This window comes from Methyloligella solikamskensis (genome assembly GCF_042676065.1).
Taxonomy (GTDB): Bacteria; Pseudomonadota; Alphaproteobacteria; order Rhizobiales; family Methyloligellaceae; genus Methyloligella; species Methyloligella solikamskensis.
In genome coordinates this window covers 1917571-1935363 of record NZ_JBHTJO010000001.1, presented here as the reverse complement: position 1 = coordinate 1935363, position 17793 = coordinate 1917571, and the positions used below count along the sequence as shown (strand labels likewise).

The following is a 17793-nucleotide window of genomic DNA, read 5'->3' as shown; positions in this document are numbered from 1 at the left end:
CACGGCCGGTGCGGCACTATCGCGTGAGCGCAGCGATTGAGTTCCCCATGCGCTCTCGCTAAAGGATATTCATGAGCACCGTGGCCACACCGGCAATGGCGGAAACCCCGCTGGTCACAGACGCGCCCGCGCGCCACCGCACGGCGCTGCGCATCTGGCTGTCGGCCGTGGCCGTCATGATCGTCGCCATGATCCTGGTGGGCGGCGCGACAAGGCTCACCGATTCCGGCCTTTCCATCACCGAATGGCAGCCCATCGTCGGCATCGTTCCGCCGCTCTCCGAGGCCGATTGGGACCAGGCCTTCGAGGCCTACAAGCAGATCCCGGAATACACCCATGTCAATCCGGACATGGATCTGGCGGGCTTTAAGCGCATCTATTGGTGGGAGTGGGCGCACCGGTTCTTAGGCCGCATGATCGGCTTCGTCTTCTTCCTGCCGTTCCTCGCCTTCTGGGCGGCCGGCTACATTCCCCGTCCGCTCATGCCCCGGCTCATCGGTCTGTTCGCCCTGGGCGGGCTGCAAGGCGCCGTCGGCTGGTACATGGTGAAAAGCGGGCTGGTCGACCGGGTCGATGTCAGCCAATACCGGCTCGCCGCCCATTTCGGCATCGCCGTGCTGATCTTCGGCTACACGCTCTGGCTGATCCTTTCCTTGAGCAGCAAGCGTCGCGCGCCACTGGTCTCAAGCGCACCGGCCTGGGTCGGCGGCATTCTGCTCGGCCTCGTCTTTCTGCAGCTTCTGCTGGGCGCCCTGGTGGCCGGCATCGACGCCGGTTTCAGCTTCAACACCTTCCCGCTCATGGCTGGCCAGTTCGTGCCGGAAGGCCTGTTCGATCAGAGCCCGTGGATTCTGAACATGTTCGAGAATCCCATGACCGTGCAGTTCGATCACCGCATAATGGCTTATGCTCTGATCACCGCGGCGACTCTACAGGCGGTCTGGCTGTGGCTCACCAAACGCCCGCCGGAGGTGATCGGCAGCGCCCTGGTGCTCGCCGTCGCCACCATGATGCAGGCGGTCATCGGCGTCTGGACGCTGCTGCTCTCCGTGCCGCTGCCCTTAGGCATCGCCCATCAGGCCGGCGCCGTCCTGGTCTTCGGCTTCGCAGTTTTCCATTTCTGGCTCACCGTCAAAGGCGTGCCCGTGGCAGCACCTGCGCGCGATCAGAGGCTCGCCAGCGCCTGATCCAGATCGGCGATGATGTCGTCCTTGTCTTCCAGCCCGACCGACAGGCGCACGACGTCTTCGCGGGCCCCGGCTGCCGCCCGCTGCTCGTCTGAGAGCTGACGGTGGGTCGTCGACGCGGGATGGATGATGAGGCTCCGCGTATCGCCGATATTGGCCAGATGGCTGAATAGCTCGACCGACTCCACCAGTTTCACGCCGGCCTCATACCCGCCTTCGAGACCGAAGGTGAAGACCGCGCCGGCGCCTTTCGGGCAGTATTTCTGCGCCAGGTCATGGAAGCGGCTGCTGGGCAGCCCCGCATAGTTCACCCAGGCAACCTTATCGTGGGCTTCAAGCCACTGCGCGACGGCAAGTGCGTTCTCGCAGTGGCGCTGCATCCGCAAGGGCAGGGTCTCGATGCCGGTGATGAACAGGAAGGCGTTCATCGGCGCGATCGCCGGGCCGAGATCGCGCAGAGCCAGCACCCTGGCGGCGATGGCGAAGGCGAAATTGCCGAAGGTCTCGGCCATGGTGATGCCGTGATAGCTCTCGGACGGCTCCGACAGCGTCGGGTAGCGGCCAGACGCCATCCAATCGAAGGTCCCGCAATCGATCAGCGCGCCGCCCACGGAATTGCCGTGACCGCCGAGGAACTTGGTCAGGGAATGGACGATGATGTCCGCGCCATGCTCCGCGGGCCGCACGAGATAAGGGGTAGCGAGCGTATTGTCGACGATCAGCGGAACGCCGGCTTCCTTGGCGACCTTCGAGATCGCCTCGATATCGCTGACCACGCCGCCCGGATTGGCGATGGATTCGATGAAGATCGCCCGGGTCTTGTCGGTGACCTGCGCCCGGAAGGACTCCGGATCCTCCGTGTCGGCCCATTTCACCGTCCAGCCGCACTTCGCGAAGGAATAAGCGAACTGGTTGATCGACCCGCCATAGAGCTGGCGTGCGGCGATGAACTCCGCGCCGGGCTCCATCAGCGTATGGAAGACCAGATTTTGGGCCCCGTGGCCCGAAGCGGTCGCCAACGCCGCCGTGCCGCCTTCCAACGCCGCCAGCCGCTCTTCGAGCACGGCGGCCGTCGGGTTCATGATGCGGCTATAGATGTTGCCGAAGGTCTCCAGATTGAACAGCGCCGCCGCGTGCTCCGTGTCGTCGAACACATAGGACGTCGTCTGATAGATCGGCGTGACCCGCGCGCCTGTCGCGGGATCGGGCCGTGCGCCCGCATGAATCGCCAGAGTATCGAAACCCGGTTGCCGCTCTTCGCTCATCGTCTTTTCCTCCCAGATCGACATTGCCTTATCGGCTTTTCTATGGGGCAGATGATAGCAGAGCCGGGCAGGGAAGGCTTTCCCGACGAGCGATGAGACCGAGGGATTCTCGCGCTAGGAGTCGGACTTTAGCGAGCGGTTCTGGAAGCCGCGGCCGGACATGCCGGGGCGGCGACTGGATAGCACCTTGGAGTTCACCCCCGTCCAGCCGATCTCGCCGGAAAGCCGGCCGTATTCGATCTTGGGGCAGCGGTTCATGACGACCGTAAGCCCGGCCTCTTCGGCAAGCTTGGCAGCCTCGTCGTTCCGCACGCCAAGCTGCATCCAGACCACCTTCGCTCCGATCTCGATGGCGTCCTTCGTGACCCCGAAGGCATCCTCGGAATTGCGGAACACATCGACCATGTCGACGGGCCGGTCGATCTCGGACAAGGATCCGTACACCTTCGCCCCGGCAATCTCCTTGCCCGCATGACCCGGATTGACCGGGATCACGTCATAGCCCTTAGCCATCAGATATTTGGTCACGAAGTAGCTCGGCCGGGACGATTTGGGGCTCGCCCCCACCACCGCGATGGTGCGCACGCTGTCGAGGATCTCCCGGATCTCGCGATTCGAGTAGCTGTCGTGATGGCCGCCGCTCATCTGTGCGCGCTACTTCCCGTCCGGCCAGTTCGGCTTGCGCTTCTCTAAGAACGCGCCGATCCCCTCCTGGGCCTCGGCGTGGAGCATGTTGTCGACCATGACGGTCGCCGCGTACCCATAAGCCTCGTCGAGGGTAAGCTCCGCCTGGCGGTAGAACGCTTCCTTGCCGATCTTGACCGTGGCCGTCGGCTTCGACGCGATGGTCTCCGCAAATGCCATGGTCTCTTCCATGAGACGATCGGCAGGCACGGCCCGGTTGATCAGCCCCATGGCCTTGGCGTCTTCCGCCGGCACCATCTCGCCGGTCAGCAGCATTTCCATGGCGGCCTTGCGCGGCACGTTGCGGCTGAGCGTCACCATGGGCGTGGAGCAGAACAGGCCAATATTCACGCCGGGCGTCGCGAAGCGGGAGTCGTCCGAAGCCACCGCCAGATCGCAGCTCGCCACGAGCTGGCAGCCCGCCGCCGTGGCGATGCCGTTCACCGCGGCGATCACAGGCTTCGGCGAGCGGACCACGGAGAGCATCAGCCGGGAGCAGGCGGTCATGACATTCACGAAGAAGCTTCGTCCGTTATCCTCGTCCGCCCGGTGCTTGGTCAGCTCCTTCAAGTCGTGACCGGAGGAGAAGGCCGGCCCGTCACCCGTCAGAACGATGACTTTGACGTCAGGCTCTTGGCCGAGCGCGCGGATTTCCTTGGTGAGGGCGGCGATCATCCCGAGGGACAACGCATTGCGCTGGGCAGGGCGGTTCATGGTCAGCACGCCAACCGCGCCCCGGACCTCCCGCAGCACAAACGGAGGCTCGCCCTCGGCCGGCTTTGCACTTTCCGGCACCGTGTCCATCTGATCCATTGCCCTCATCTCCCAGAAGAAGCACTACCCGACCCATCGCCGAAGCGCTTGACGCTACACGACAATTGCCGGTTTCGCGAGCCGGCCTGTACATGTGGTATTATTATACCGCGCTGCTAAAAGACCGATCTAATTACCTTTTTTCCGAACCAGTTCCTGATTTTCCGGTTGACCGGAGACTCTAAGTTTGATTAGAAGCGCCGAACTTTTGCAACGAGTGGATCATGAAAACCTATTCTGCCAAAGCGAGCGAGATCGAGAAGTCCTGGGTGTTGATCGACGCCGAAGGTCTGGTCGTCGGCCGTCTCGCCGCTCTTATCGCTACGAGGCTGCGCGGCAAGCATAAGCCGAGCTTCACGCCCCATATGGATTGCGGCGACAACATTGTCGTCGTGAATGCCGACAAGGTGGTCTTCACCGGCAACAAATACTCCGACAAGACCTACTACTGGCACACCAATCACCCGGGCGGCATCAAGAGCCGCACCGCGGAGCGGATCCTGGAAGGCCAGCATCCGGAGCGCGTGCTGCACAAGGCCGTCGAGCGCATGCTGCCGAGAGGCCCGCTCGGCCGTCAGCAACTGAAGAATCTGCGCGTCTATGCCGGCGCCGAGCATCCTCATGAGGCTCAGACGCCCGAGACGCTCGATGTCGCCGCCTTGAGCGCGAAGAACAAGAGGGACGCGTAATCATGGCAGAAGAGACGAAGACGCTCGAGGATCTCGGCGAGCTGACGGGCGAGACCGCAACGCCCGAGGCTCCCGTCTATGAGCAGAAGCTCGACGCGCAAGGCCGCGCCTACGCGACGGGCAAGCGGAAGGAATCCGTCGCCCGCGTCTGGGTGAAGCCGGGCGCCGGCCGCATCCAGGTCAACGGCAAGGAGCACGAAAAGTATTTCGCGCGCCCCGTGCTGCAGATGATCCTGAAGCAGCCGCTGGTCACCTCCAACCGCGAAAGCCAGTTCGACATCATCTGCACGGTTTCCGGCGGTGGTCTCTCCGGACAGGCGGGCGCCGTCCGTCACGGCATCTCGCTGGCACTGACCCGCTACGAGCCGGAGCTGCGCAGCATCCTGAAGAAGGAAGGCTTCCTGACCCGCGACGCGCGTACCGTGGAGCGCAAGAAGTACGGCCGCGCCAAGGCCCGCCGGAGCTTCCAGTTCTCCAAGCGCTAGGCGCTCATCCAAATTTTGGTTTGGCGGCGGCCCGGCAGCTTCATCCCTGTCCGGGCCGTTTGCTTATCTGACCTGCATTTCCAAGGCCGAAGGTTTCACCATGGCTTCCAAGTCCAAGATCGCTGCCGCCGTTCTCGGCGCGTCCGGCTATACGGGCGCTGACTTGATCCGCTTGGCCGCGCTCCATCCTGGGATCGAGATCAAGGCGCTGATCGCCAAGAGCCATGCCGGTCAGCCGCTCGCCAAGGTGTTCCCCCATCTGGGCGTTCTGGGCCTGCCGGATCTGGTGACGGCGGAAGAGGTGGATTGGGACGAGATCGACGTCGCCTTCTGCGGTCTGCCCCATGCGGCGGCCCATCAGGAGATCGCCAAGCTCCCCGATTCCGTGAAGGTCGTGGACATGTCCGCCGATTTCCGGCTGCGGGATCCTGCGACCTACGCCGAATGGTATGGCGGCGAGCACGGCGCGATCGATCTCCTGGATGAGGCGGTCTACGGACTGACCGAGCATTACCGCGACCGGATCAAGGATGCGCGGATCGTGGCCTGTCCGGGCTGCTATCCGACCGCCATCCTGCTCGCCATGCTGCCGCTGGTGAAGGAAAAGCAGATCGATGCCGGCGCCATCATCGTCGATGCGAAATCGGGCGTGACCGGCGCCGGCCGGTCCCTAAAGCAGAACACACTGTTTGCCGAAGCGGGCGAAGGCCTCGCGCCCTACGGCATCGCAAAGCACCGCCACATCCCGGAGCTGGAGCAGGAGATCGGCCAGGCGGCGGACGAGACCGTGCGGGTGAACTTCACACCCCATCTTGCGCCCATGGCCCGGGGCGAGCTCTGCACCTGCTATGTCGCGCTTGAAGGCGACGCCACGGTGGAGTCTCTGCGGGACGCCCTGCGCAAGGCATACGCCGATGCCCCCTTCATCCAGCTTCTGGAGGACGGCAGCATTCCTGCGACCCAGAACGTGCGCGGCTCCAACTACTGCCAGATCGCGGTCTTCGCCGACCGGCTGGAAGGGCGCGCCATCGTCGTGGCGGCCATCGACAATCTGGTGAAGGGCTCCGCCGGTCAGGCGCTGCAGAACTTCAATCTGATGTTCGGCTTCGACGAAGCGGAAGGTCTGAAGCAGCTCGCGCTGTTCCCATAAAGCCGGCTTAAGACGCCTCGGTCCGCCGGCGCTGCCAAAAGCGGCGCAGCGCCACGACCGCCCAGATCGCCTCGACGACGCCGAACGGCCACGCTCCTTGCAGGAAACCGTAGGCGCTTGCCAGCAGGCAGGCGCCCGCAAAGGCGAGCACGAACCACGCGCTACGGTCCTCCAGCGCGTAGGTGAGCAGCATGGCGCTGACGGCCGCCAGCCCGAACAGGGTGAGGGGATCGAGGGTCATCTCTGAGGCGACCGCGCCGGCCTAGACACGAACGCGCACATAGGAGCCCGGCGCGTCCTCAAGCGGCTTGTAGGGACCGGCTGACGGATCGCGCGCTGGCACCTTCACGCCGGAGCGTTCTGAGAGCCACTCCGACCAGTTCGGCCACCAGGAGCCTTGGGTCTCTTTGGCCGCCTTACGCCATGCCTCGAAGCTGTCGGCCGGCTCCGCGCTCCAGAACTGGTATTTGTGTTTCTCCGGCGGATTGATGACCCCGGCGATATGGCCGGAGCCCGCCAGTACGAACCGTACCGGCCCGCCGAATAGCTTGGAGCCGATGAACACCGACTTCGCCGGCGCAATGTGATCCTGTTCCGCCGCCAGATGGTAGACGGGAATGCGGATCTTCTTCAGATCGAGGGGCACGCCGCTCAAGCTCATCTCGCCCTTGGCCAGCTTGTTGTGCTGATAGAACTCACGCAGATAGAAAGCATGGTTCGCCGCCGGCATGCGCGTGGAATCGGAGTTCCAGTAGAGCAGGTCGAAGGGCAGGGGCTTCTTCCCCAAAAGGTAGTTGTTGACCACGTAGGGCCAGATCAGGTCCCGCGGCCGCAGCATGTTGAACACCGCCGCCATGCGCGACCCATCCAGATAGCCTTGGGCGTCCATCATGGCGTTGAGCTCCGCGAGCTGGCCCTCGTCGACGAAGACCAGCAGGTCACCCGCTTGCGTGAAATCCACCTGGGCTGTCAGGAAGGTCGCCGAGGAGATCCGGTCGTCGCCCCTTGCCGCCATATAGGCGAGGGTGGCCGACAGCAGCGTGCCGCCCACGCAATACCCCATGGCGTTGACGTAGTGCAGGCTGAGCTGGCGCTCCACGACCTCCAGCGCCTCCAGCACGCCTTCGTGCATGTAGTCTTCGAAGCCTTTGAGGGCGAGCCTTCCGTCCGGGTTCACCCAGGAGATCACGAAGACCGTGTAGCCTTGCTCGACCGCCCATTTGATCAGCGACTTCTTCGGGACGAGATCGAGGATGTAAAACTTGTTGATCCAGGGCGGCACGATCAGCAGCGGCCGCTCGTACACCTGCTCGGTCGCGGGCGAGTACTGGATCAGCTGCATGATGTCGTTCTGGTAGATCACCTTGCCCGGGGTGACGGCGAGATTCTCGCCCACCTCGAAGGCGTCCAGATCCGTCTGGCTGATCCGCAGGATGTCCTTGGAGCGCTCCAGATCCTCAGCAAGCTGATGCATGCCCTGCACCAGATTATCCGCCCGGCTCGCCAGCGTGGTGCGGACCACTTCCGGATTGGTGAAGGGGAAGTTCGACGGCGAGATCGCGGTCAGGATCTGATTCAGATGAAACAGAGCCTTGTGGCGCGTCTGCTCGTCTATGCCTTCCGTCTCGCGCGTCAACGCCTCCGCCCAGCGCGCGGTCAACAGATAGGCCTGCTTCCAGAAATCGTAGAGTTCGTTTTCGCTCCAGTCCGGATCGCGAAACCGGTTGTCGCCGGGATCGGGCTGGATCACCGGCTCCACCGGATCGCCCATCATGCGGCGTACGGTCCGCGCCCACAGCGTGCCATAGGACTGGAAGAGCTCGCGCTGCGCCTCGGCCAGCCGCGCGGGATCGCTGACCCACTGCTTGGCGACCTCGCCGAGGGTCTTGGTCGCCTCGCTGATCTCCGACGCGACGCTGTAGGCGCCTTCGTCCTGCCTGCTCCGCTGTGCCAGCACGCCCATCACATGGGCGCCTTCGTTGCAGAGCTTGACGATATTCTGGGTAATCTCGTCGAACCGGGCGAACTCGCCATACGGTTCTTGCTGGTCCCCGGACTCGTCGTTCCGCTTCTGCATAGCCGACCCTACGCTGCCTCCCGAATAGTAGCGTTGAATCAGACTATAGGGACAATCCGCCCCTGCCTGAAACCCCGACCGGCAAAATCGACTCGCGAAACTGCCGGGCAGGGCACTCGCTAACCGGGTCCTGCGTCAGGCCGATGAAATCGGGTGGAGCGTGGGAACGCGCGCAAAGCCGCGTTTTACAGATACCACTGGAAGAAGACGGCGAGCACGGCGATGCCGATGAAACCCGCGATAAAAACGAGGCGCATCGGGGTGGTTTTCAGCACGATCTCGCCTTGCCGGGCCTTGCGGCCGGCAATGGTGCGCCCATCTTTCGGATGCCGAGGATTGCGGTTGATCATGGCTGGCCCCTTTCGTTCCGAAATGTTCGGAGGCAGTGTCCAACGGAGCCGCAGCCACAAGGTTCCCACGATCCGATTCGGTGCGACCGTGTTGCTCGCAGTTGCAGCAAATTGCCTTCTCAGGAGCAAAATTTGTTGCGAGAAAGCCGCGCTCTCAGCGAATTCTTCAGCCAAGACACAGTAACGCACAGGCTTTAGCCACCCTCGGCTTCCGCCCAGAAATGCGCCGTGTTAATCAAAGACTATTGGGAACTGACAGAAAAATGGTCGGAAACAAGACCGTGAAAAGCTCGGAACTTCGCCGCAGTGAAATTCGCCGCAGTGCGAAAACCCTATTGCCGTTCGCCATCGTCGCTGCGCTTGCCGCAGGCCTGTCCGGCTGCTCAGAATCCATCAGCTCGGTATCCGTACCGCGCTTCTCGGAGCTGATGCGCAGCTATGACGACACCCTGACGGCGGAAGAGCAGAAAGACGCTATCGCCGATCTTCAGAAAGATCAGGCAAAAGCCTCCAAAAATTAGCCTTTTGACGAATTAGGCGTATGATGTCCGAAGGGTCGGGGCTCATGAGCGCCGGCACCGAAGCGGCGCGAAAAAGCCATAACAAGCCATCATAGCCAAAGCCCGTAACGAACGATTTGTGGCGAGCGATTCATGACCAACGATTTTCACAGGATCCGGCGGCTGCCGCCTTACGTCTTTGAGCAGGTCAACAAGCTCAAGGCCGCCGCGCGCGCCCGGGGCGAGGACATCATCGATTTCGGCATGGGCAATCCCGACATGCCGACGCCCCAGCATATCGTCGATAAGTTGGTCGAGACGGTCCAGAACCCGCGCACCAACCGCTATTCGTCCTCCAAGGGCATCCAGGGGCTGCGCCGCGCCCAGGCCGCTTACTATCAGCGCCGGTTCGGTGTCGCCCTGAACCCCGAGACCCAGATCGTCGCTAGCCTCGGCTCCAAGGAAGGCTTCGCCAACATGGCGCAGGCCATCACCGCGCCTGGCGATGTCATCCTGGTTCCGAACCCGACCTATCCGATCCACGAGTTCGGCTTCATCATGTCGGGCGGCGTCATCCGCCACCTGCCGGCGGCAACCGATTCGACCTTCATGACGTCCCTGGACCGGGCGGTGAAGCATTCGGTGCCGAAGCCGACCGCGCTCGTCCTGAACTATCCGTCGAACCCGACGGCGCTCGTCGCCGATCTCGACTTCTACAAGGAGGTCGTGGCGTATGCGAAGAAGCACGATCTCATCGTGCTGTCGGATCTCGCTTATGCGGAGATCTATTTCGACGACAACCCGCCGCCCTCGATCCTCGAGGTCGAAGGAGCGATCGACGTCGCGGTGGAGTTCACCAGCCTGTCGAAGACCTATTCCATGCCGGGCTGGCGCATGGGCTTCGCCGTGGGCAACGAGCGGCTGATCCAGGCGCTCACCCGCGTCAAATCCTATCTCGACTACGGCGCCTTCACGCCGATCCAGGTGGCGGCGACCGCCGCCCTGAACGGCCCGCAGGATTGCGTCGATGAAATCCGCGCGGTCTACAAGGCCCGCCGGGACTGCCTGGTCGATTCCATCGGCCGCGCCGGCTGGCATATTCCGACCCCGCCGGCGACCATGTTCGCCTGGGCGCCGATCCCCGAGATCTTTGCCCATATGGGGTCGCTGGAATTCTCCAAGCTGCTGTTGGAGAAGGCCGGCGTCGCCGTCTCGCCGGGCATCGGCTTCGGCGAATACGGCGAGGGCTATGTGCGGATTGCGCTGGTTGAGAACGAGCAGCGCACCCGTCAGGCAGCCCGCAATATTCGGAAACTTCTTTCAGAATCCGAGAACGCGCTGCATAACGTGGTCCCCATAAAGTCCAACGCAAATCACGCGCGCTAAATTCTATCTATGCCGGATTCATTGAAATTGGGCCTGGCCGGTCTCGGCACGGTCGGTGCAGGCGTTTTGCGGTTGATCGACGCCCATGGCGGCGAGATCGCCGGTCGTGCCGGACGTCGCGTCGAGGTCGTGGCCGTGTCCGCCCGCGATCGCAGCAAGAAGCGCGACGCGGTCATCGAGAACTATCGCTGGGTCGACGATCCCATCGCGCTCGCCCAAGACCCGGAGATCGAGGTCTTCGTCGAGCTCATGGGCGGCGAAGAGGGCATTCCGAAAGAGGCCGTCGAGGCGGCGCTCAAGGCCGGAAAGCATGTGGTCACCGCCAATAAGGCGCTGCTCGCACATCACGGCGTGGCCCTGGCGAGGCTTGCCGAAGCCAGCAACGTCGCCCTCAATTTCGAGGCGGCGGTCGCCGGCGGCATTCCCATCGTCAAGGTGATGCGCGAAAGCCTGCAGGGGAACGATTTCTCCCGCGTCTACGGTATCCTCAACGGCACCTGCAACTACATCCTCACCCTGATGCAAGAAGAGGGCACGAGCTTCGACGACGCTCTGAAGGATGCTCAGGCCAAAGGGTTCGCCGAGGCCGATCCCACCTTCGACATCGGCGGGTTCGATACCGCCCATAAGCTGGCGCTGCTCACCAGCCTCGCCTTCGGCGTAGAGACTGCATTCGACCAGATCTATGTGGAAGGCATCGAGCGCATAGCCGCCGCCGATATCGAGGCGGCCGACGGGCTCGGCTACCGGCTGAAGCTGCTCGGCGTCGCCGCGGCCACCGAGCACGGCATCGAACAGCGTGTGCATCCCGCCATGGTGCCAAAGCACACCCCAATCGCCGAGACCTTCGGCGCGCAGAACTGCGTCGTCGTCGAAGGCGACTTCGTCGAGGACGTCATGCTGAGCGGGCAGGGCGCCGGCGCAGGCCCGACCGCGTCCGCCGTCATGGGCGACATCATCGAGCTCGCCCGCGGCCATGTCCTGGCGCCGTTCGCCACAAAGGTCGCCGATCTGAAGCCTTACCCGCAGGCCGCGATGGGGACCCATGCCGGCAGCTACTATCTCCGGCTGACGGTCCACGATCAGACCGGCGTCATCGCCGGGATCGCCACCCGCATGGCCGAGCAGGACATCTCGTTGGAGAGCATCGTTCAGCACCGTCCGCGCACCGATATTCCCGGTGTGGACGACGGAGAAGAGCCCACGGGCCCGGTCGATGTGGTCATGATCACCCACGAGACGACGGAAGGTGCGATCCAAAAAGCCCTTGCAGCGATCGAGGGAGACGGGCATGTGGTGGCTAAACCACAAATGATACGCATCGAGAGTCTATAGTAGTCGCGTAGAATCGCCTTTCGGCCGTTACAAATAAGAAAAGGCCACTGGGAGGGAGGGCTGCGGCTATGTTGCCGTCTTCGAAGCCGGAGGAGTCCGGCTCCACGATCACATTGGATATTGCCTCGATCACCGAGGCATCGGCCGTTGCGGCTGCCCACTGGCGTGGGCGGGGCGACGAGGCGGCCGCCGACAACGCCGCCATCGAAGCGGCCGCGGAGGCGCTTGGGCGCGTGCCGGCGAGCGGCACCATCGTCATCGGCGAGGGCGAGGAGGACGAGGCGGACCGTCTCTTCACCGGCGAAAAGGTCGGCAATCCCAAGAGTTCCCTCGAGGTCGACATTGCTGTGGACGCCCTGGAAGGCACCACGGTCTGCGCCAAGGCGCTTCCCAATGCCATGTCGGTCATCGCCGTCGCCAAGCGGGGCGATCTCCTGGAAGTGCCGGCCATCTACATGAACAAGATCGCCATCGGCCCCGGCTACGACGAAGACGTGGTCGATCTCGATGCGACGCCGGCGGAAAATCTCAGCCGACTGGCCGAGGCCAAGGGCGTCCCCATCGAAAACCTCACGGCTTGCGTCCTGGACCGGCCGCGTCATGCCAAGCTGATCGAGGAGATCCGGGCGACGGGTGCTGCGCTCCGCCTGATCGGCGACGGCGATATCGCCGGCGTTATCCACACCACCGCCACCCGCGCCACGGGCATCGATGTCTATATGGGCATCGGCGGCGCCCATGAGGGCGTGCTGGCAGCCGCCGCACTCGCCTGCATCGGCGGGCAGATGCAAGGCCGCCTCTATCCCGCCAACGATCAACAGCGGGAGCGGGCCCGGGCCGCCGAAATCACCGATATCGACCGGAAATACCGTCTCGCGGAGATGGCCTCCGGCGATGTGAGCTTCGCCGCCACGGGCATCACCTCCGGCTCCTTCCTCGAAGGCGTGCGCTTCACGCCGCGGGCGGTGATCACCCATACGGTGGTCATGCGGTCGGCCAACCAGACGAACCGCTGGGTCAGGACCGAGCGCCGCATCGGTGGAGAACTTCCCAGCCCCAGAAACCCGGGTCGAATCGGTTAAGCTCGCAACCTTCGCGACACTTTTTTGGTGCGCCTGAGCGCAACCCCGAACAATCGACCATGGATGGCCTTATGGGCGCAGCCTTGCCCGAAACCGCCGGCATCACGGACGAGACCGACGCCTTTCTCGGCGTCGAGCACTCCGCCTGCGGCCGGCGCTGGCGTCCGCGGCTTTCACCGCAGCGCGAGCACATCGCCACGGCCATTGCCCAACAGAATGGCCTGCCGGAGATCTTAGGGCGCGTCCTGGCCGCCCGTGGCGCCGAGCCTCAGACGGTCGAGGATTTCTTCAATCCGACCCTGCGCACCCTGATGCCCGATCCGGCGAGCCTCCAGGATATGGAGAAAGCGGCCGCGCGGTTCGCAGACGCCATCCGGAACGACGAGCCCATCGCCATCTTCGGCGATTACGACGTGGACGGGGCCTGCTCCATCACGCTCATAGAGCGCTTCCTGCGCCACCATGACCGCAAAGCCGCTCACTACATCCCCGACCGGCTCACCGAAGGCTACGGCCCCTCCGACGCCGCCATGCGCGACCTGTGCGAGGAGGGGGCAAAGCTCATCCTCACCGTCGATTGCGGGACGGCGGCACATGGGCCTATCGCGACGGCCAACGAAGCGGGCGCCGAGGTCATCGTCCTCGACCATCACCAGGCAGACGAGGATCTGCCACCGGCTCTCGCCGTCGTGAACCCGAACCGGGAGGATGACATCTCGGGCCTCGGCCATCTGGCGGCCGCCGGCGTCGTCTTCATGTTTCTGGTGGCCGTCACGCGCCAGCTTCGCCAGTCGGGCTTCTACGGCGAGACGCCCGAGCCCGATCTCTTGAGTTCCCTCGACCTCGTGGCGCTTGCCACCATCTGCGACGTGGTGCCCCTGAAGGGCATCAACCGCGCCTTCGTCGCCCAGGGACTCAAGATCCTGAGGCTGCGCCAGAACCCGGGCCTGCGGGCACTGGCCGACGTCTCCCGGATCGACGATGCGCCGAGCTGCTACACCCTCGGCTTCGTGTTCGGCCCGCGCATCAATGCCGGCGGCCGGACAGGCTTCTCAGGGCTGGGCACAGCGCTGCTCTGCACCGACGACGATGTGGAGGCCCGCGCCCTGGCCGACAGGCTGGAAGCCCTGAACACCGAGCGAAAGGCGATCGAGGACCGCATGCTTCAAGAGGCTTTCGCCGTCGCCGAAGCCACCCTCGAAGCCGAACCCGACAAGCCGCTGCTCATCGCCCATGGCGATGGCTGGCACAAAGGACTGCTGGGCCTGGTCGCCAGCCGGGTCACCGAACGCTTCGCCAGGCCAACGCTTGTCATTGCCTGGGACGAGGCGGGCGAGGGCACCGGCTCCGGCCGCTCCATCCCCGGCGTCGATCTCGGCCGCGCCATCCGCGACTGCGTTTCGAACGCGATCCTGACAAAAGGCGGCGGGCATGCCATGGCCGCCGGGTTCGCCCTCAGCCGCGACCGGCTCACATCCTTCGAGCAGACGCTCTCAGATCAGTTCGAGAGCGGCGTGGCCGCCGCCGACGAAGCCCGGGAGATGCTACTGGACGGCGCTCTGAGCGCCTCTGGCGCCACACGAGAGCTCCTGGCGCTGCTGGAGCAGGCGGGCCCCTTCGGCATGGGCCATCCAAGGCCACGCTTCGCCTTTCCGACCCATCGCGTGACCGGTATCCGGCTCATGAAGGGCACTCATATCCGCTGCCGGCTCCAGAGCCCCGACGGCGCGCGCCTCGAGGCTTGCGCCTTCCGGGCCGCCGAGACGCCTCTCGGCAAGCTGCTGCTGGAAGCCGAGGGCCGTCCGCTTCACGTGGCAGGCCACCTTCGAATCAACCGCTGGCAGGGCCGCGAGACCGTCGAGCTCACCATCGAGGACGCCGCAGAGCCCCGATAGAGGGCCGCGCACGCGAAAATCGCCGCATCGCGAGCGAAAAACCGCACGATGTGCGCTTGCGGGGAGGCTCCAAGTTTTCTATATGGGCACCCTTGAACCGCAGCTGGGCGCCAAGCTCGGCGCGGACGGCACGCCCCCTTCGTCTAACGGTTAGGACGCCAGGTTTTCAACCTGGAAACAGGGGTTCGACTCCCCTAGGGGGTGCCACCGCTTTTCCGAATAATCTTTCCTACCAGCTTCCGGTATTTTCCATGGACGCCCAAGGCTCCTGCGGCCGCTGGGGCTTACCCTTCTGCAGAAGCTCGATGGAGATGCCGTCGGGCGAGCGGATGAACGCCATGTAGCCGTCTCGCGGCGGGCGGTTGATGGTGACGCCCTCCTTCTGGAGCTTCTCGCAGGTGGCGTAGATATCGTCGACCTCATAGGCGAGGTGTCCGAAATTCCGGCCGCCCGAATATTCTTCCGGATCCCAGTTATAGGTCAGCTCCAGCTCCGCCTCCTCGTCGCCGGGAGCAGCCAGATAGATCAGCGTGAAGCGGCCCTTCTCGCTCTCCTTCCGGCGAGTCTCCTTCAGACCGAGCTTGTTGCAGTAGAAGTCGAGGGAGTCGTCGACATCGGCGACCCGGACCATCGTGTGCAGATATTTCATGAGGTCTCCTCCTTAATCGCTCGCACCGTTTATGGCCTTAGATCATGCCGCCTTGATAGCGACTCAGGCCCCAGGTGCTAATTCCGTCAGGGAGTTTCCTAGACCATCGGAGGCGGCCTTGGGGCGATTTCGCAACGAATGTTGCACAACGTCCACAATTCTTCTGAGGGCCGCCGCACCCCCTATCTCAAACGGGAATTTACATGGTGCTAGAGGCATTTGCAGCCCCCGCCGCCGCCAAAACGGAATCCGCGTTTCAAAACGGGTCAAACGGGTCTCGAAACGCCGATCTTGCTTGCCGATCATGCGCTTAAACTGGAGCGTTCGGGGCATCTCGGAACTCGCCGAGACTTTGTGGAGAAGCCAAGATTCCCAAGGATTTTTCACTGGCCTCCCCAAGACCCAATGCTATGTTCGCCCAAGGTGAGATCGGCTGATTCGTGCGGGCGTCAGCGGTCTAAATAGCCAAGTACAAGCGGGGGAGTGCGGCTATGAGGGCGAAGGAATCGCCACAACCAGAGGACCACAGCCGGGAAGAAGAAGATCCAGCCGTCGAGGTCGTTGAGGTCTCCGGCGCGATCAAATGGTTCGACGCATCAAAAGGTTACGGCTTCATCGTACCAGACGGCGACATGCCGGACGTGCTTCTTCACGTGAGCTGCTTGCGCCGCGACAACTACCAGACAGCCTATGAGGGAACCCGCGTCGTTTGCGAGGCGGCCAAGCGCGACCGCGGCCTGCAGGCCTTGCGGATCATCACGATGGACGAGTCCACCGCGGTGCATCCCTCCCAGCTGCCGGAACGGACCCACGCGGCGGTCGTTCCTGAAAGCGACTGGGAACGCGCGGTGGTCAAATGGTTCAATCGTCAGCGCGGCTTCGGTTTCCTGACACGGGGACCGCAGACCTCGGACATCTTCGTCCACATGGAGACCTTGCGGCGCTTCGGCTTCACCGAGCTGCGCCCGGGCCAGATCGTTCAGGTGCGCTTCGGTCAGGGACCCAAGGGGCTCTCCGCGGCGGAGCTGCGGCCCGACGGCGTCGCCGGCCCTTCATCCCACTAGGACAAGGGCTTCTCGCCGTGTCGGTCAGTGCGCGCATCATCACGGCCGTGTTCCTTATTGGATTCTCACCGTTTTTCGCGTTTCCCCAGGCCCTGGCCATGGGGACGGGGCAAATCGTGCTCGAGACCGAAACGGGAACCTATCCCTTCACGGTCGAGGTCACCGAGACTGAAGCCGAGCGCAGCAAGGGGCTGATGTTCCGCAGGGATCTGGCGCCCGACCAGGGCATGCTCTTCCTCTATGACGAGCCCCACCGGCTCACCATGTGGATGAAGAACACCTATATCTCGCTCGACATGGTCTTCATCGGCGCCGACTGGCGGGTCAACCGGATCGCCACGCGCACCGAGCCGTTCTCGCTGGATGCCATCCCCTCCAACGGGCCGGCCATCGGCGTTCTCGAGGTCGCCGCGGGCACGGCCAAGCGTATCGGCCTAAAGGTCGGCGATACCGTCACATTCGAGCCGGGCGAATAACGAATTCGGCGCGGTACGTTGCAATCGGATCTTAAAGCTCTTCGGCCAAGCTCTTCTGCGACGCGGGGCAATCTTGCCGATTCCAAGCGAAGCCTGTATCTCCAAGGCAGGAGGCTTCGAACCGGCCGGTGTTTTCGTCACGGGGTCGCGTTGAAGTTTTGGCACGGTCATCGGGGCATAGCGCAGCCTGGTAGCGCACCTGCTTTGGGAGCAGGGGGTCGCAAGTTCGAATCTTGCTGCCCCGACCAATCCGCCGGCCCGGGAGCGCCGGCAAGCGAAGGGTGAGACAATCATGGTCGCTCGCATCCACCAGCCCGCCAAGAATGCCATGCAATCCGGCAAGGCGGGCACGCGCGAATGGGTGCTCGAGTTCGAGCCCGAGACGCCCAACGTCATCGAGCCCCTGATGGGCTGGACCAGCTCCTACGACACCAAGCGTCAGGTCCGCATGCGCTTCGACACCAAGGAAGAAGCCATCGCCTACGCCACCCGCCACGGCATTCCGTTCCGCCTGGAGGAGACTCATCCCTCCAAGGTGAAGCCGAAATCCTACGCGGAGAATTTCAAATACGGCCGTCCCGACCGCTGGACCCATTAGGGGCTTACACGCGGGAGGGCCGCACGCGACCGGTCCCGTAGCTCAACCGGATAGAGCACCTGCCTTCTAAGCAGGGGGTTGCAGGTTCAAGTCCTGCCGGGATCGCCA

General features: G+C 63.6%; 19 protein-coding genes and 3 tRNA genes. 15 read left to right on the top strand and 7 right to left on the bottom strand.

Translation table 11 applies throughout. From position 1 onward, the window contains the following. The first annotated feature begins 71 nt into the window (after nt 1-71). Complete coding sequence (locus ACFQ2F_RS09425; RefSeq protein WP_379089051.1) at nt 72-1187, top strand: COX15/CtaA family protein; 1116 nt, start codon at nt 72-74, stop codon at nt 1185-1187. On the opposite strand, the gene ACFQ2F_RS09420 is transcribed toward ACFQ2F_RS09425, so the two are convergent. The 3 genes from ACFQ2F_RS09420 to ACFQ2F_RS09410 form a co-directional block, all read right to left on the bottom strand. After that, nucleotides 1166-2452, bottom strand: a complete 1287-nt coding sequence (locus ACFQ2F_RS09420; protein WP_379089048.1) for an O-acetylhomoserine aminocarboxypropyltransferase — start codon at nt 2450-2452, stop codon at nt 1166-1168. The genes ACFQ2F_RS09425 and ACFQ2F_RS09420 overlap by 22 nt on opposite strands. A gap of 114 nt (nt 2453-2566) precedes the next feature. Further along, nucleotides 2567-3097 carry a CoA-binding protein gene (locus ACFQ2F_RS09415; protein ID WP_379089045.1) on the bottom strand — a complete coding sequence of 177 codons (531 nt, stop codon included), beginning with the start codon at nt 3095-3097 and terminating at the stop codon, nt 2567-2569. A 9-nt stretch (nt 3098-3106) separates the two neighbouring features. Next, entirely contained in the window at nt 3107-3949 is an 843-nt protein-coding gene (locus tag ACFQ2F_RS09410) for an enoyl-CoA hydratase (RefSeq protein WP_379089042.1), read from the bottom strand. 224 nt (nt 3950-4173) lie between these two features. Between ACFQ2F_RS09410 and rplM the strand changes: the two genes are divergently transcribed. From rplM to argC, 3 genes are all read left to right on the top strand, one after another. Beyond that, nucleotides 4174-4638: a 50S ribosomal protein L13 gene (rplM, locus tag ACFQ2F_RS09405; protein ID WP_379089039.1), complete on the top strand. Its 465-nt coding sequence runs from the start codon at nt 4174-4176 to the stop codon at nt 4636-4638. A 2-nt stretch (nt 4639-4640) separates the two neighbouring features. Further along, entirely contained in the window at nt 4641-5123 is a 483-nt protein-coding gene (gene rpsI / locus ACFQ2F_RS09400) for a 30S ribosomal protein S9 (RefSeq protein ID WP_379089036.1), read from the top strand. Nucleotides 5124-5223: 100 nt separating this feature from the next. Beyond that, nucleotides 5224-6273 (top strand): N-acetyl-gamma-glutamyl-phosphate reductase, encoded by a 1050-nt coding sequence (argC, locus tag ACFQ2F_RS09395; protein ID WP_379089033.1) that lies wholly within the window; start codon nt 5224-5226, stop codon nt 6271-6273. Nucleotides 6274-6280: 7 nt separating this feature from the next. On the opposite strand, the gene ACFQ2F_RS09390 is transcribed toward argC, so the two are convergent. From ACFQ2F_RS09390 to ACFQ2F_RS09380, 3 genes are all read right to left on the bottom strand, one after another. Next, nucleotides 6281-6514 carry a hypothetical protein gene (locus tag ACFQ2F_RS09390; RefSeq protein ID WP_379089030.1) on the bottom strand — a complete coding sequence of 78 codons (234 nt, stop codon included), beginning with the start codon at nt 6512-6514 and terminating at the stop codon, nt 6281-6283. A gap of 21 nt (nt 6515-6535) precedes the next feature. Next, the gene (locus ACFQ2F_RS09385) at nt 6536-8350 is read right to left on the bottom strand and encodes a PHA/PHB synthase family protein (RefSeq protein ID WP_379089027.1); all 1815 of its coding nucleotides are present in this window, start codon (nt 8348-8350) and stop codon (nt 6536-6538) included. A gap of 185 nt (nt 8351-8535) precedes the next feature. After that, entirely contained in the window at nt 8536-8700 is a 165-nt protein-coding gene (locus ACFQ2F_RS09380) for a peptide ABC transporter permease (RefSeq protein WP_379089024.1), read from the bottom strand. A gap of 101 nt (nt 8701-8801) precedes the next feature. On the opposite strand from ACFQ2F_RS09380, the gene ACFQ2F_RS09375 reads away from it, so the two are divergent. The 6 genes from ACFQ2F_RS09375 to ACFQ2F_RS09350 all read left to right on the top strand — a co-directional run bounded on the left by ACFQ2F_RS09375 (nt 8802) and on the right by ACFQ2F_RS09350 (nt 15105). Then, the gene (locus tag ACFQ2F_RS09375) at nt 8802-9221 is read left to right on the top strand and encodes a hypothetical protein (RefSeq protein WP_379089021.1); all 420 of its coding nucleotides are present in this window, start codon (nt 8802-8804) and stop codon (nt 9219-9221) included. 132 nt (nt 9222-9353) lie between these two features. Beyond that, entirely contained in the window at nt 9354-10586 is a 1233-nt protein-coding gene (locus ACFQ2F_RS09370) for an LL-diaminopimelate aminotransferase (protein WP_379089018.1), read from the top strand. Between the two features lie 9 nt (nt 10587-10595). Then, the gene (locus ACFQ2F_RS09365; RefSeq protein ID WP_379089015.1) at nt 10596-11921 is read left to right on the top strand and encodes a homoserine dehydrogenase; all 1326 of its coding nucleotides are present in this window, start codon (nt 10596-10598) and stop codon (nt 11919-11921) included. A 68-nt stretch (nt 11922-11989) separates the two neighbouring features. Continuing rightward, a complete protein-coding gene (glpX, locus tag ACFQ2F_RS09360; RefSeq protein ID WP_379089011.1) occupies nt 11990-13003 on the top strand; it encodes a class II fructose-bisphosphatase in 1014 nt (337 codons plus the stop codon). 71 nt (nt 13004-13074) lie between these two features. Next, nucleotides 13075-14898, top strand: a complete 1824-nt coding sequence (gene recJ / locus ACFQ2F_RS09355) for a single-stranded-DNA-specific exonuclease RecJ (RefSeq protein ID WP_379089008.1) — start codon at nt 13075-13077, stop codon at nt 14896-14898. 132 nt (nt 14899-15030) lie between these two features. Beyond that, a tRNA-Glu gene (locus ACFQ2F_RS09350) sits at nt 15031-15105 on the top strand. Nucleotides 15106-15127: 22 nt separating this feature from the next. Here the strand turns inward: ACFQ2F_RS09350 and ACFQ2F_RS09345 are convergent. Beyond that, nucleotides 15128-15547, bottom strand: coding sequence for a VOC family protein (locus ACFQ2F_RS09345; RefSeq protein WP_379089004.1), 420 nt, complete (start codon nt 15545-15547; stop codon nt 15128-15130). A 491-nt stretch (nt 15548-16038) separates the two neighbouring features. Here ACFQ2F_RS09345 and ACFQ2F_RS09340 point away from each other — a divergent pair, with 491 nt between their 5' ends. The 5 genes from ACFQ2F_RS09340 (at nt 16039) to ACFQ2F_RS09320 (ending at nt 17793) form a co-directional block, all read left to right on the top strand. After that, the gene (locus ACFQ2F_RS09340) at nt 16039-16611 is read left to right on the top strand and encodes a cold-shock protein (RefSeq protein WP_379089001.1); all 573 of its coding nucleotides are present in this window, start codon (nt 16039-16041) and stop codon (nt 16609-16611) included. A gap of 17 nt (nt 16612-16628) precedes the next feature. Continuing rightward, nucleotides 16629-17087, top strand: coding sequence for a DUF192 domain-containing protein (locus ACFQ2F_RS09335; protein WP_379088998.1), 459 nt, complete (start codon nt 16629-16631; stop codon nt 17085-17087). Nucleotides 17088-17258: 171 nt separating this feature from the next. Further along, a tRNA-Pro gene (locus ACFQ2F_RS09330) sits at nt 17259-17335 on the top strand. Between the two features lie 44 nt (nt 17336-17379). Next, nucleotides 17380-17685: an ETC complex I subunit gene (locus ACFQ2F_RS09325; RefSeq protein ID WP_379088995.1), complete on the top strand. Its 306-nt coding sequence runs from the start codon at nt 17380-17382 to the stop codon at nt 17683-17685. Nucleotides 17686-17716: 31 nt separating this feature from the next. After that, nucleotides 17717-17793 (top strand) — tRNA-Arg (locus ACFQ2F_RS09320).